This is a genomic window from Microbacterium sp. LWH11-1.2 (assembly GCF_038397745.1).
In the GTDB taxonomy this organism is placed as follows: Bacteria; Actinomycetota; Actinomycetes; order Actinomycetales; family Microbacteriaceae; genus Microbacterium.
Genome location: NZ_CP151636.1, coordinates 1,415,410 through 1,428,770 on the forward strand (window position 1 = coordinate 1,415,410; position 13,361 = coordinate 1,428,770).

Sequence of the window (13,361 nt, forward strand, 5' to 3'; positions counted from 1 at the left end):
GATCGCGAACAGGCTCCCATGAGAAAGCTCACCCCCTTCGACCGCTCGGCTCAGACCGCGCCGCGACTCCTCACGGCACGGGCGATCCACACCGCGGATGCCGCCGCCACCGCGGCCACGGCCATGCTGACCGACCGCGGGCGGATCCTCGCGGTCGGCAGCGTGGAGGAGTGCGAGGCCGCCGCGGACCGCGCCGGCCTCGCCCCCGAACGGGTCGACCTCGGCGACGCGGTCGTCGTCCCCGGCTTCGTCGACGCGCACGCGCACCCCCTGATGTACGGCCAGCTGATGACCTGGGTCGACTGCGGGCCGGAGAAGGCCGGCAGCATCCCGGAGATCGTGGCGCTGCTGCAGGCGGCCGCCGCCGAGACCCCCGCGGGACGGCCGGTGCGCGGCTACGGCTACGAGCAGCGCAACCTCGCCGAGAAGCGGCATCCGACTCGCTTCGAGCTCGACGAGGTCGCGGCCGACCGCGAGGTGTACCTGATGAACGCGTCCGGTCACGGCGGCGTCGTCAACTCGCACACGCTCACCGTGAACGGCGTCGACCGCGACACCCCGAACCCCGACGGCGGCGAGTTCTTCCGCGACGCCGACGGCGAGCTGACGGGCGAGCTGTCGGATGCCGCGTGCAACATCCTCACCGGGGTGCACGGCGTGAAGATCGGCCACCACGGCCCGAACTTCCACCTCGCCGACGAGCCCGAGGAGCACCTCCGCCAACTGGATGCCGCGACCCAGCGGTTCCTCGCCGGCGGCGTCACCTCGATCGGAGACGCGCAGGTCACGCGCCGCGAGTTCGACATGTACCTGCGTCTCGCCGAGGCCGGGCGCCTCGAGCTGCGCGTGTCGATGTACCTGCTCTCGCATCTGCTCGACGAGGCGCTCGAGATGGGACTCGTCGGCCAGTTCGGCAACGCCCACCTCAGCTTCGCGGGCATCAAGCTCTACGCCGACGGCACGCTCGGCGGCTGGACCGCGTACTTCCCCGACGGCTATGTGGGCGACCCGTGCCGCACGGGCCAGCTGTACCACGAGCCCGCCGAGTACACCGCCCTCATCAGCAGGGCCCACGCCGCGGGTCTCCAGACCGCGACGCATGCGCAGTCACCCACCGCGATCGAGATGGTGGTCTCCGCGATCGAGGCCGCGCTCGCCGAGCGTCCGGATGCCGATGCCCGGCACCGCATCGAGCACTGCGGGCTGCCGACGCCCGAGCAGATCGAGCGGATGGCCGTCTCCGGCATCCGTCCGGTGAACCAGACGCAGCACTACTTCAACTGGGGTGAGGGCGTCGAAGAGGCGATCGGCACTCCGGGCGAGCGCTTCAACCCGCTCGGCGAGTTCGAGCGCGCCGGCGTGCCGTTCACGATCTCCTCGGATGCCCCGGTCGCCGAGCCGATCCCGCTCGAGGCCGTCCAGACCGCCGTCACGCGAGTGACGCGTCGCGGGCACAAGCTCGGCCCCGACGACCTGCGGGTGACCGCGCTCGCCGCCCTCCGCGCCCACACGATCGAGGGCGCGATCTCGATCGGCCGCGAAGACGACCTGGGCTCGCTCGAGGTCGGCAAGTACGCCGACTTCGCCGTGCTCTCCGATGATCCGCTCGCGGTCGCCGGGGAGGACATCGCCGCGATCACGGTGCGTGAGACCTGGGTCGATGGGGAGCGTCGGTACCGTGCCTGATTCCGACGAGACGTACGCCGACACCGCGGGCCGCGCGGTCCTCGAGACCATCCGCGCCTACGGGGTGACCGCGATCTTCGGGATCCCGGGCACCCACAACCTCGAGCTGTATCGGCCGCTCGCCGACCTCGGCATCCGCGCGGTGACGAACCGTCACGAGCAGGGATCCGGCTACGGCGCCGACGGCTGGGCGCAGCAGACCGGCCTCCCGGGTGTCGTCATCACGACCTCCGGACCGGGACTGCAGAACGCCATGAGCGCGATCGGCACGGCGTTCTGCGAGTCGCGTCCGATGATCGTGCTCTCACCCGGCGTTCCGCTGGGTGCCGAGTTCGCCGACGTCGGCACCCTCCACGAGACGAAGGATGCCACGGCCATGGTCGGCGCCATCGCCGAGTGGTCGCGCCGGGTGCGTTCGGCTGCCGAGGCCGTCGAGGCCGTGCACGACGCCTTCACCCTCTTCCGAACCGGTCGCCCGCGGCCCGTGCATATCGAGATCCCCCTCGATGTTCTCGAAGCCCCCGCGCGTGTCCCCCTCGCGGATCGAAAAGCGCGCCCCGCGCCCGATCCCGCCGCGGGCGACCCCTCCTCTGTGGCGGATGCCGCGCGCCTGCTGGCTTCCGCCCGCACCCCGGTGATCGTCGCCGGCGGCGGCGCGACGGATGCTGCCGCCGAGGTCACCGCGCTCGCCGAGCGCCTGGGCGCCCCGGTGCTCACGACGCTCAACGGCAAGGGCGTCGTCGATGAAGGACATCCGCTCTCCCTCGGATCGAACCTGCGGCTCGCGGCTGCCCGTGCCGTGGCGGAAGACGCCGACGTGCTGCTCGTGATCGGCTCGAAGCTGGGCGAGGCCGAGCTCTGGGCTCCGCGACTGGAGGCGCGCGGCGCCGTCGTGCGCGTCGACATCTCGCCCGCGCAGCGCGACAAGAACCTGGCCGCGACCGTCGGGATCACCGGAGACGCGGCGACCGTCGGCAGCGCACTGCTCGCGGCGCTCCCGTCGGAGCCGCGACCCGCGCCCGATCTGACGGCCGAGCGGGCGGCGATCGATGCCGAGATGCGCGCGACCGCACCCGAGGCCGTCGCGCTCGCCGAGATCATCGCCGACGCCCTGCCCGCCGACGCGATCGTCGCCGGCGACTCCTCGCAGATCGTCTACATGGCGCTGGGCAGCGTGCTGCAGGCACGGCATCCGCACTCGCTGCTGTACACGCCCACCTACGCGACGCTCGGCTACGGCCTGCCCGCCGCGATCGGCGCACGGGTCGCTCAGGAGGAGCGGCCGGTCGTCACCGTGATCGGCGACGGTGCGCTGATGTTCTGCGTCAACGAGCTCGTGACCGCGGTCGAGCAGCGCCTCGACGTCACGATCGTGTGCGTCGACAATGGCGGCTACGCCGAGATCCGTCAGAACGAGATCGATCGCGGGATGGCTCCCGTGGGCGTCGACCTCGTGCAGCCGGACTGGGCAGCTCTCGCCACGGCGTTCGGGGCCACCGGTCGCCGCGTCGACAGGGCCGAAGACATCGCGCACAGCATCCGTGAGGCCATCGCCGAGGGCGGCGTGCAGCTCGTCCACATCCCCACCGGAAGACAGGACTGACCATGACCGAGAACATCGGCCCCATCGACGCCTCCGTGAACCCCCGGTACTCCGGGATCGCGACCTTCGCGCGGCTGCCCCGGATCGAGGATGTGCCGCGCGCCGACATCGCCGTCGTCGGCATCCCGTTCGACTCCGGCGTGAGCTACCGTCCCGGCACGCGCTTCGGACCGTCGCACGTGCGCGAGTCCTCGCGCCTGCTGCGCCCGTACAACCCGGCGCAGGACGTGTCGCCCTTCGCGATCGCGCAGGTGGTGGATGCCGGCGACATCCCGGTGAACCCGTTCGACCTGACCGCCGCGGTGAGCGAGGTCGAGACCGCCGCGATCGCGCTCGGCGAGCAGGTGCAGCGCATCGTCACGATCGGCGGCGACCACACGGTCGCGCTCCCGCTGCTGCGCGCGGTCGCAGCGAAGCACGGCCCGGTCGCGGTGCTGCACTTCGATGCGCACCTCGACACCTGGGACACGTACTTCGGCGCGCCGATCACGCACGGCACCCCGTTCCGCCGCGCGAGTGAGGAGGGGCTGATCGACCTCACCGCGAGCTGCCACGTCGGCACCCGCGGCCCCCTGTACTCCAAGCAGGACCTCGAGGACGACGAGCGCCTCGGCTTCTCGATCGTGTCGAGCGAGTACATCGAGGAGCACGGCGTCGAGGCCGCGATCGCGCGGATCCTGCAGCGCATCGGCGACAAGCCGCTGTACGTCTCGATCGACATCGACGTGCTCGACCCCGCACACGCCCCCGGCACCGGCACGCCCGAGGCCGGCGGTCTGACGAGCCGCGAGCTGCTGCGCATCCTGCGGGCGCTCGGCGCGCAGGACATCGTCGGCGCCGACGTCGTCGAGGTCTCCCCGGCATACGACCACGCCCAGATCACCGGCATCGCCGCGAGCCACGTCGTGTACGAGCTCGTGAGCCTGCTGGCGGCACAGGTCGCGCGGCCCTGAGACGAAGGGCTCACGCGTACGACGCGGCGAGCAGCTCGGCGAACAGCTCCTCCGCGTCGCACTCGACCCGTCGCCGGCGGAACCAGTCGCAGATGTTGACGCAGTCGCGGTGCAGCAGGTCGAGACCCTGCGGGTTCGCGATGATGTCGACGATCTGCGGCAGATCGATCACCCGCACCCGCCCCTCGTGCACGAGCAGGTTGTACGCCGACAGGTCGCCGTGCGCGAAGCCGGCGGCGGCGAACGTGCGCATGAGGTCGACGATCTGCGTGAAGAAGTCGGCGAGCTCGGCGCGGTCGCTGCGCACCTGGGCCAGTCGCGGCGCGGCCGTGCCGTGCGCGTCGCCGAGGAACTCCATCAGCACCTCGGTGCCGTTGACCTGCACCGGGTAGGGGACGGGCGCGCCCCGCTCCCACATCCGGCACAGCGCCTCGAACTCCGCGAATGACCACTGTGCGGCGGCGACCTCGCGCCCATGGCTCGACTTCTTCGCGAGGGCGCGGGTGTCGCGGGTGTTCCGGGTGCTGCGACCCTCGGTGTAGACGGCCGAGCGGTGGAAGCTGCTGTGCTCGGCAGAGCGGTAGCGCTTCGCCGCCAGCAGCGTGTGCTGCGTCGGATCATCCGGCACGGCGCGCTCCAGCAGGAACACGTCGGCCTCCTTTCCGGTCTTGAGGATGCCGAGCTCGGTGTCGAGCGCGCCGGCGGAGGTCACGACCCACGAGGGCCGGGGCTCGGGGCCGCGTTCGGAAGGGGTGACGGCCGGCCAGGTGGTCCAGCGCTGGTTCTCGCCGGGTTCGACGTCGGCGAAGAAGAGTTCTGTTTCGAAAGGATCAGACAAGATGTGGCTCCGGAAGAGGAGGCCACACCAGGGATCAGGAGCGGGCGGCCTCGAAGGGAAGGATGTCGGCGGAGAGCGCGACGAAGACGGTGTTCATGTCCTCAGCTCCTTCCGCTCGGCCTTCCGGGCTCGTCCCGGTGCGTCGACGAGCCTAGGGCCTGCGTGCGGGGGCTGTCCAGACCGCGTGTTCCCCCGGACGCGGAGACGCACCCACCCGATCACGGATGGGTGCGTCTCGCGACGGCGATGCGTCAGGGTGCCGGGATGTCGTACTCGCAGGTGGTGGTCTCCGTCTTCCCCGTCCGCAGGAACTCGGTCACCGCGGCCGCGCCGCACGCCGACGCGTTACCGGTGCTTCCGTGGACGTCGTCCTCCATGGTGAGGATGGAGCCGCCGATCGCACCCTGCATGTCGGGCGCGAGGGACTCCGGCGTCACCAGCTCGTCTGTGTGGGCGGCGAGCAGCAGGGGGCGTCCGGTGTCCTCGAGCGCGACGGGGTCCGGCGACAGGTCGGCCGGCCAGTCCACGCAGAATCCGTAGTAGTAGGCCTGCGTCGCCGTCCACGTCTGGGGGAAGTCGGCGCGGAGCTTCGAGATGCTCTTCCACGCCGATGCCGCAGACTGCTCGGTGGTCGAGTCGTTGCACAGATACGCGGCTTCGGTGCCGCTGGCGACGATGTCGGTGCCGGGCTCGACGTCGGCGAGCGTGCCGAGCGCGGCATCCATCTGCACGATCTGCGCCAGCATGATCGGCCAGGTCGCCTTGACCCCGAACACCGCGTCCGACAGGGCGGCGGCGCCGAGGGTGCCGCCGAAGCCGTCGTCCTCCGGCACGGTCACCTGCTTGCCCAGCATGGTGTCCGAGAGCTCCGTCAGCGAGGTCTTCACCTCGTCGGGAGTCGTCCCGAGCGTCGCCCCCTCGGGGCTCGCGGCGACGAACTCGGCGAATGCCTGCAGGGCCGGTTCGCCGAGCTCGGCGACGCCGGGCTGGATCGCAGCCAGATCGATGTCGGGCGGCGCGATGGAGTCGAGCACGATCTCATCGATGCTCTCCGGGAAGAGCGAGCGGTAGACCGCGCCCAGGTAGGTGCCCCACGAGTAGCCGAGATAGTCGACCTTCTTCAGGCCGAGCGCGACGCGGATCGCGTCCATGTCACGCGCGGTGGTCGCCGCGTTCATCGAGGCGATGTACTCCTCGTTCTCCGAGATGCAGGCGGCTCGATCCTTCGTCTGGGCGTCGATCGCGGCCGTCATCGCCTCCTCCGTCGGCTCGAAGCCGGTCAGGGTGGTGGCCTGCTCGAGGCAGTCGAGTGGGGCGCTCGCGCCGGTCCCGCGCGGATCGAATCCGACCAGGTCGTGGTCGGTGGCGAGGTCGGCGAGGTTCGCCGTGCCGAGGAAGGGCAGGGAGCGGCCGCCGGCCCCGGGCCCACCCGGGTTCATCAGGACCGTCTCGGCATTCTCGGCGCTCTCGGTCGCGGAGAGCTTCGACAGCGCGATCTCGGTCATGCCGGCCTCGGGGTCGGAGTAGTCGAGGGGGACCTTCAGCGTGGCGCACTCGAGGCCGGGCTCGATGGTCACGGCGGGATCGTCGGGAGAGCACTCGCTCCAGGTCACCGGCTTCGGCTTCCAGTCGGGCTCGGCGGTGTCGGTGCCGCCCGCCGTGCACGCGGTCAGCGCGAGGAGCGCGACCGTCACGGCGGCCGTCGTCAAGAGGGCAGGGGTCTTCATCAAAGCCTTTCGCAGGAGTCATCGGTTGGTCTGGCGTCGCCACGCTAACGATCGCGACGTCCGCACCGCGTCCTCCCGCGGGCCCGTGCCTGTCCACCCGCGGGACGATCTTGCGCTCGCGCGCCGGACGAATGGTCGGATGCCGTGGACGACCGGTCGGGCGTCGACCCGCGGAACCTGAGAGCGTGGAACCATGACCACGACAGCGCCGATCCCGACGACCGCATCCCCTTCTCGAGCAGGGCGGATGCCGTACGGCGGCCTCATCGTCGTGATGCTGATGAGCTTCCTGCTGGTGACGGCGGAGTTCCTCCCCAACGGCGTGCTCACCGAGATGGCGGCGTCGCTGGGCGTCACCCCGGGACAGGCGGGGCAGACCGTCACGGTCACCGCGCTCGTCGGCCTGGTGGTGGCACCGACGATCGGCCTGATCTTCCCCCGCCTCGATCGCCGATCGCTGCTCGTGTGGATGGCGCTCGCCGCGGCCGTGTCGAACCTCATCGTCGCGATCTCGCCGAACCTCATCATCGTGCTGCTCGCCCGGTTCCTGCTCGGGGCGGCGATCAGCGCGTTCTGGTCGATGTCCATCACGGTCGCCGCGCGCATCGCCGGACCCGAGCGCCTCGGCCGTGCGGTCATGTTCACGGCCGCGGGGACCTCGCTCGCCACGGTCGCCGGCGTGCCGATCGGGGTGATGCTCAGCGAGCTCATCGACTGGCGCGTGGTCTTCGCCCTGGCGGGGGTCGTCACCGGACTCCTCGCGATCGCGCTGCGGACGCTCCTGCCCTCGGTGCCGGCCGCTCAGGCATCCAGCCTCCGTCTCCTGGTCGACACGGTGCGTCGTCCGGGCATCAGCCTCGGCATGATCGGACACGTGCTGATCGTCCTCGGCCACTTCCTCGCGTACACCTACGTGCGCCTCGCGCTGGAGCGCATCCCGGATGTCGACGCCTCCACCATCGTGGTGCTGCTCGCCCTGTTCGGTGCGGGCGGCCTGATCGGCAACCTCGTGATCGGCCTCGTGATCGACCGCTCCTTCGCCTTCTTCGCCGTGTTCGCCCCCGTCGTGATCGCCGTGGCGGTGGCCTCGATGATCCTGCTCTCGGGCACCGTGCTCGGGATCGGCATCGTCGTGTTCGTCTGGGGCCTGTTCTTCGCCTCCTGGCTCATCGTCGTGAACACCTGGGTCGGTCACCGGATGCCGGACCGCCTCGAGGCGGGCGGCAGCCTGGTCGTCGTCGGGTTCCAGGGCGCCATCATGATCGCGGCGGGCGTGGGCGGATTCCTCGTCGACACCATGAGCATCGAGCTCGTGTACGCGGTCGGGGCGGCGATCCTGCTCGTCGGAGCCGTGCTCTTCGGCGCCTCCAACCGCATCAAGGCCTGAGCGCGATCGCGGCACGCCCGACCGGCCGCGGCACGCCCCGACCGGCCGCGGCGTGCCCGGCCGACAGCGCACAGCTTCGGAGATCGCGGCCGACACTCCGCGGCTTCGGAGCCTCCCGCGGCGAGTCGCGCGCGGAACTCCGAAGTCGTGCCCGCAACGGATGCCGGATGCCGGATGCCGGATGCCGGATGCCGGATGCCGGATGCCGGATGCCGGATGCCGGGGGCTACGCGGGGACGGGCGCGCGGTGGGCCATGCGCCAGGATGACGGTGTCATGCCGGTGCGGCGGCGGAACGCGCGGCTGAAGCCCTCGTCCGAGGCGTAGCCGAGCTCCCGCGAGATCTCGGAGACGGCTCGTCCGGCGTCGAGCATCCGCTTCGCTGCGTCGACGCGCACCTCGGTGACGTAGTCGGCGGGGGAGCGGCCGACGGCGGTGCGGAAGCGCTCGGCGAACGTCGATCGCGACATCGCGCTGACCCCGGCGAGGCGCTCGACGGTCCAGTCGCGACCGGGCTCCTCGTGGATCGCCTCGACGACACGGTCGAGGAAGGGATCGTTCGACAGCGAGGGCCAGCCCTGCGGTGCGCAGCCGTTCGCCGCCCAGGCGCGGATGAGGGAGAGTAGCACGGTCGTCGCCATCATGCGGCAGATCAGCGGATCGCCCTGGCGCACGGGGCACGCGTCCGGGTCGACGAGGCCCATGTTCTCGGCCAGAGCGGCGGCCGCGGGTTCGAGGGCGTCGAAACCCGTCACGCTGATGAACTCGGGCAGCACAGCGCGCAGCTGCGACGCGGCATCCGCGAGTTCGAGGTCGACGACCATGAGGCTCGCGGCATCTTCGGCCTCGAGCGCGAACGGCGATCCGCCCAGCATCAGGAAGGCGTCGCCGGCGACGAGCCGATCACGGGTGCCCTGCGGGTCGATCGTGAGACGGCGCGAACCGGGATCGACGTCGAGACGGCATCCGTCTCCCAGGGGCGGATGCCCGTGCACGCTGCCCTCGGCGATGTAGACGAGGGTGATCACGTCGTGGGGGATCGGCAGCAGCGCTCCCGCGGGAAGGGAGGTGCGCCGAGCCACGCCGACGCGCAGATCGACGGTGCCGAGCACCTGCGAGAGCGCGTCCGCATCCACTGTCACCATGCCTTCGGCAACGCCCGTGCGCGATCGGGTATTCCGCTGCGCCCGGATACGCTGGGAGGACGCCACCCGAGGAGTCCCGTGTTCCGCACCCCCGACCGCCTGTTCCGAGTCCTCGCGATCGCGGAGGCGATCACCTGGACGATCCTGATCGCCGCGATCATCGCGCGTGCGGTCGGCGCACCCGGCGTGGTGGTGACGGTCGGCGGAGGCATCCACGGCTTCGTGTTCCTCGCCTACGCGGCCACTGCGGTGCTCGTCGCGCTCAACCAGCGCTGGCACCTCGGGGTCGGCGTGCTGGCGGTCGTCAGCGCGATCGTGCCCTACGCCACCATCCCCACCGAGATCTGGCTGCACCGCACGGGCCGGCTCGACGGCGCCTGGCGCCTCGATGCGACCGACGATCCCCGCGACCGCCGCTTGTACGACCGGCTGATGCGCTGGTTCCTGCGCCGGCCCCTGGTGCTGGTGCTCCTGCTCGCGGTCGGGATCGTCGCGCTCTACGTGATCCTGCTGCTGGTCGGTCCTCCCGGCGGCAAGTGAGGTCTCGCGCTCGCCGGAAGCCGATCAGGGGGTGACGACCACCGCGTTGGCTTCGTTCACGAGGTCCATGGTCGCCTCGGCGCCGATGCCGCCGGTGCAGTCGACGATCACGTACAGGCCGACGCCCGTCGTCGTGAACGCGCGAGCGGCCATCGTCCAGGTGCGGTCGCCGTCGGTGCCGACGACCTGGCGGGTCTCGACGCCGCCCGCGCCGCCGACCAGGTAGCTGAACTCGCCGGTCGTCGCCACCGCGGTGATGTCGGCGGTCGCGGTCTGCAGGAGAACGCCGAGGATCGCGTCGGACGAGGCGCTGTCGTCACCGGCGACCACGGCTACGTCGGAGGTGCGGCCCTGCCAGAACTGCGCGGTGCACGTGTCGTCGACCGTGCCGTACGTCCAGCCGCCGTTGCCGTCGTCGGGCGTGACCGTCTTCCAGGCCTCGTCTGTCAGGAAGCCGTCGCCCCATTCGATGTAGGCGCTGCTCGAGAGCTCCTGGCCCTCGGCGAAGGTCAGCGTCGATCCGCCCGACGGCTCCTCGGCGGGCTCGTCGGTCGCCTCGGGACCGCTCGAGGGGGCGCTCTCGGATGGCTCGGTCGTCGGGATCTGCGCGAAGAGGCATCCGCTGAGCGGAAGCGCCGCCGTCACGACCATCGCCGCGGCGGCCAGACGGAGGAGCGGTGAGAGCTGCGAGGTGCGCGTCATGGCGGTCAGCCTAGACCCGTGTGCGGGCGCGGACGATGGGCAGCCCTGCTCAGTGCGCGGTCGCGACGCCGATCGTGTCGTGCACGATGACCGCCGCCACGCGGGCTCCGGCCCCGGCCGCGACGATGAGCTGCTGCGGGCCGGGGGTGGCCGCATCGCCCGCCGCGTAGAGGCCGGGCACATCGGTGCGTCCGGAGCGATCGGTGACCAGGTGCCCGGCCTCGTCGAGCGTCGGGGCGATGCCGTCGAGGAACGACAGCTCGGTCTCCCACACGGGCCGCACGAACCCGCCGTCCACGGCGATCGTCGCCCCGTCGGCCAGCCGGATCGCCTCGAGCCGGCCGCGGTCGCCCACGAGCTCGACGATCGGATGCCGTCGCACGGCGACGCCGGCAGCGGCGAGCTCTGCCTCCTCTGCCGTGCTCACGACGTCGGCGCCGTTCGTGAAGACCGTGAGCGTCTCGGTCCAGCGGCCGATCAGGCGTGCGCGGGCGGCGAGGTCGGCGGACTCCCCGATGAGCGCGAGACGCCGTCCCTGCAGCTCCCAGGCGTCGCACGCGGCGCAGCTGAACAGGCTCATGCCGTAGAAGCCGCGGAGGTTCGGAACGTCGGGGAGCGTCTCGCGGAGCCCGGTGGCGAGCAGCACCGACCGCGCCGAGACCGTCGTCTCAGGCTCGCGTCGTCCGATCTCGGCGTCGAAGCGCACCCCGTCCGCTTCGGCATCCGTCGACCGGAGCGCCGCGACGCGCACGCGCGAGCGGATCTCGACGTTCGGGTAGGCCGCGAGCTCCTCGCGGGCGATGCGACGCAGCTCGTGCGGCGGCACGCCGTCGCGGGTGAGGAAGCCGTGGGAGTTCAGCGTGGCGGCGTTGCGCGGCCGGTCCGCATCGACCACGAGCACGCGCACGAGCGAGCGGCCGAGGTTGAGGGCGGCCGAGAGGCCGGCGGGGCCGCCGCCGATGATCAGCACGTCGTACGGAGCCGTCTCAGTCATGCCCACCCTCCTGTGGGGGAAGGGCGGCGACCACCGGATGGTCGAACGCGTAGACGCCGACCTTGGCGGCGCCGCCGGGCGATCCGATCTCCGAGAAGAAGTCGACATTCGCCTTGTAGTAATCCTGCCACTCCTCCGGCAGGTCGTCCTCGTAGTAGATCGCCTCGACGGGGCACACGGGTTCGCATGCGCCGCAGTCGACGCACTCGTCGGGGTGGATGTAGAGAGAGCGCTCTCCCTCGTAGATGCAGTCCACCGGGCACTCGTCGATGCAGGCCCTGTCCTTGACATCCACACAGGGCAGTGCGATGACGTAGGTCATCGGACGTAGGCGTCGTCGCGCGACACCGCCCGTGACGACACCGCCACCTGCTCGTCACGCGGCACGACCTTGACCCGCTCCCGGGCGTGGGTGTGCGTCTCGCCGAGGTGGCGCTCGTGGGCATCGAGGGCGAGCCAGCCGTCCCACGTCGTGTACGCCGTCTCGCGGGCGTCGAGCAGGTCGAGCACGTCGCCCTCGCCCTTCGACGGGCTCAGGGACCCAGAGGCATCCGTCAGCAGGCCCGCCTCGGCATCCGCGACCAGGTGCGTGATCGTCTCGAGCGCATCGGACTTGGTGTGGCCGATGAGGCCGACGGGTCCGCGCTTGATCCAGCCCGTCGCGTACAGGCCCGCCTCGCCGTCGACGCGACCGCCGTCGTTCGGCACGACGCCGCGTACTTCGTCGAACGGGGCGTCGACCACGCGCGTGCCGTAGTAGCCCACCGCGCGGTAGACCGCCTGCACGGCGTAGTCGCGGAACTCGCCCGTGCCGGTCAGCCGCGGCGCGGCATCCGTCCCGTCGGTCGCGAGACGGGTGCGCTCGAACCGGATGCCCTCGACCTCCCCGTCGCCGGTGATCTCCACCGGCGCGTGCCAGAAGTGCAGATGCAGCCGGCGGGATGCCGTGCCGGCGGGGCGCTCGCGCCAGCCGTTCAGCGTGCGGAGCATGACCTTGAGCTGGTTGTTCGGGGCGGCGGCCGGATCGACGCCCTCGAAGTCCTCGTCGTACAGGACGATGTCGACGTCGCGCACCTCGCCGAGCTCGCGCAGCTCGATCGGCGTGAACTTGATGTCGGCGGGGCCGCGGCGGCCGAACACGTGCACGTCGGTCACGGCCGACGACTCGAGGCCTTCGAGCACGTTGTCCGGCACCTCGGTCGTGCGCAGGTCGACCGCGTGCTTGGCCAGCACGCGCGCGACGTCGAGCGCGACGTTGCCGTTGCCGATCACGGCGACCGACGAGGCGTCGAGAGGCCAGGTGCGGGCGACGTCGGGGTGGCCGTCGAACCAGGCCACGAAGTCGGCGGCGCCGTACGAGCCGGGCAGGTCGACGCCCGGGATGTCGAGCACGGCGTCGCGGATCGCGCCGGTCGCGAGGATCACGGCGTGGTAGCGCTCACGCAACTCGTCGAGGGCGATGTCGCGCCCGACCTCGACGTTGCCGATGAAGCGGATGGTGCGCCGGGACGACGAGGTCGACGCGTCGAGCATCTCGTGCAGCGAGTTCACGATCCCCTTGATGCGGGGGTGGTCGGGAGCGACGCCGTAGCGGATCAGCCCGTAGGGGGCGGGAAGCGACTCGAACAGGTCGATCTCGACATCGGCGTCCGGCACCCCGCCCGGTTCCTGAGCCCGTCGAAGGACGGCGGTGGCGAGGAGGTTGCCGGCGTAGATGCCGGCGGGGCCGGCGCCGACGATCGCGACGCGCAGGGCAGGAGGGAAGGAGGTCATGACAGAGCCTTTCG

At 71.3% G+C, this 13,361-nt stretch carries 12 protein-coding genes; 5 read left to right on the plus strand and 7 right to left on the minus strand.

Annotation, left to right across the window (positions count from 1 at the left end; all coding sequences use genetic code 11):
- Positions 1–18: 18 nt before the first annotated feature.
- Genes MRBLWH11_RS06735 through speB form a run of 3 tightly spaced genes read left to right on the plus strand, consistent with a single transcriptional unit; the run spans position 19 to position 4,242 of the window.
- Positions 19–1,686, plus strand: a complete 1,668-nt coding sequence (locus tag MRBLWH11_RS06735; protein ID WP_341947238.1) for an amidohydrolase — start codon at positions 19–21, stop codon at positions 1,684–1,686.
- Positions 1,679–3,289: a thiamine pyrophosphate-dependent enzyme gene (locus MRBLWH11_RS06740; RefSeq protein WP_341947239.1), complete on the plus strand. Its 1,611-nt coding sequence runs from the start codon at positions 1,679–1,681 to the stop codon at positions 3,287–3,289. Before MRBLWH11_RS06735 ends, MRBLWH11_RS06740 begins: the two co-directional genes overlap by 8 nt.
- 2 nt (positions 3,290–3,291) lie before the next feature.
- Positions 3,292–4,242, plus strand: a complete 951-nt coding sequence (gene speB / locus MRBLWH11_RS06745) for an agmatinase (protein ID WP_341947240.1) — start codon at positions 3,292–3,294, stop codon at positions 4,240–4,242.
- A 10-nt stretch (positions 4,243–4,252) separates the two neighbouring features.
- Here the strand turns inward: speB and MRBLWH11_RS06750 are convergent, their stop codons facing one another.
- Positions 4,253–5,080: an RIO1 family regulatory kinase/ATPase gene (locus tag MRBLWH11_RS06750; protein WP_243408768.1), complete on the minus strand. Its 828-nt coding sequence runs from the start codon at positions 5,078–5,080 to the stop codon at positions 4,253–4,255.
- Positions 5,081–5,331: 251 nt separating this feature from the next.
- Positions 5,332–6,807: an alpha/beta fold hydrolase gene (locus MRBLWH11_RS06755; protein WP_341947242.1), complete on the minus strand. Its 1,476-nt coding sequence runs from the start codon at positions 6,805–6,807 to the stop codon at positions 5,332–5,334.
- Between the two features lie 193 nt (positions 6,808–7,000).
- Between MRBLWH11_RS06755 and MRBLWH11_RS06760 the strand changes: the two genes are divergently transcribed.
- Positions 7,001–8,194 carry an MFS transporter gene (locus tag MRBLWH11_RS06760; RefSeq protein ID WP_341947243.1) on the plus strand — a complete coding sequence of 398 codons (1,194 nt, stop codon included), beginning with the start codon at positions 7,001–7,003 and terminating at the stop codon, positions 8,192–8,194.
- 226 nt (positions 8,195–8,420) lie between these two features.
- On the opposite strand, the gene MRBLWH11_RS06765 is transcribed toward MRBLWH11_RS06760, so the two are convergent.
- Positions 8,421–9,338 (minus strand): AraC family transcriptional regulator, encoded by a 918-nt coding sequence (locus tag MRBLWH11_RS06765; RefSeq protein ID WP_341947244.1) that lies wholly within the window; start codon positions 9,336–9,338, stop codon positions 8,421–8,423.
- 78 nt (positions 9,339–9,416) lie between these two features.
- Here MRBLWH11_RS06765 and MRBLWH11_RS06770 point away from each other — a divergent pair, with 78 nt between their 5' ends.
- Positions 9,417–9,878 carry a DUF3817 domain-containing protein gene (locus MRBLWH11_RS06770; protein WP_341947245.1) on the plus strand — a complete coding sequence of 154 codons (462 nt, stop codon included), beginning with the start codon at positions 9,417–9,419 and terminating at the stop codon, positions 9,876–9,878.
- A gap of 24 nt (positions 9,879–9,902) precedes the next feature.
- Here MRBLWH11_RS06770 and MRBLWH11_RS06775 read toward each other — a convergent pair whose 3' ends face one another.
- Genes MRBLWH11_RS06775 through MRBLWH11_RS06790 form a run of 4 tightly spaced genes read right to left on the minus strand, consistent with a single transcriptional unit; the run spans position 9,903 to position 13,347 of the window.
- Positions 9,903–10,580, minus strand: a complete 678-nt coding sequence (locus MRBLWH11_RS06775; RefSeq protein ID WP_341947246.1) for a hypothetical protein — start codon at positions 10,578–10,580, stop codon at positions 9,903–9,905.
- A 49-nt stretch (positions 10,581–10,629) separates the two neighbouring features.
- A complete protein-coding gene (locus MRBLWH11_RS06780; RefSeq protein WP_341947247.1) occupies positions 10,630–11,574 on the minus strand; it encodes an NAD(P)/FAD-dependent oxidoreductase in 945 nt (314 codons plus the stop codon).
- The gene (gene fdxA, locus MRBLWH11_RS06785; RefSeq protein WP_116633669.1) at positions 11,567–11,896 is read right to left on the minus strand and encodes a ferredoxin; all 330 of its coding nucleotides are present in this window, start codon (positions 11,894–11,896) and stop codon (positions 11,567–11,569) included. The genes MRBLWH11_RS06780 and fdxA overlap by 8 nt, the downstream gene beginning before the upstream one ends.
- Positions 11,893–13,347, minus strand: coding sequence for an FAD-dependent oxidoreductase (locus MRBLWH11_RS06790; protein WP_341947248.1), 1,455 nt, complete (start codon positions 13,345–13,347; stop codon positions 11,893–11,895). The genes fdxA and MRBLWH11_RS06790 overlap by 4 nt, the downstream gene beginning before the upstream one ends.
- Positions 13,348–13,361: the final 14 nt, after the last annotated feature.

Coding starts and splice junctions, on each gene's coding strand:
- MRBLWH11_RS06780 (WP_341947247.1), bottom strand. CDS start 11,574: ATGACTGAGACGGCTCCGTACGACGTGCTGATCATCGGCGGCGGCCCC.
- MRBLWH11_RS06790 (WP_341947248.1), bottom strand. CDS start 13,347: ATGACCTCCTTCCCTCCTGCCCTGCGCGTCGCGATCGTCGGCGCCGGC.
- fdxA (WP_116633669.1), bottom strand. CDS start 11,896: ATGACCTACGTCATCGCACTGCCCTGTGTGGATGTCAAGGACAGGGCC.
- MRBLWH11_RS06755 (WP_341947242.1), bottom strand. CDS start 6,807: ATGAAGACCCCTGCCCTCTTGACGACGGCCGCCGTGACGGTCGCGCTC.
- MRBLWH11_RS06735 (WP_341947238.1), top strand. CDS start 19: ATGAGAAAGCTCACCCCCTTCGACCGCTCGGCTCAGACCGCGCCGCGA.
- MRBLWH11_RS06775 (WP_341947246.1), bottom strand. CDS start 10,580: ATGACGCGCACCTCGCAGCTCTCACCGCTCCTCCGTCTGGCCGCCGCG.
- MRBLWH11_RS06760 (WP_341947243.1), top strand. CDS start 7,001: ATGACCACGACAGCGCCGATCCCGACGACCGCATCCCCTTCTCGAGCA.
- MRBLWH11_RS06765 (WP_341947244.1), bottom strand. CDS start 9,338: ATGGTGACAGTGGATGCGGACGCGCTCTCGCAGGTGCTCGGCACCGTC.
- speB (WP_341947240.1), top strand. CDS start 3,292: ATGACCGAGAACATCGGCCCCATCGACGCCTCCGTGAACCCCCGGTAC.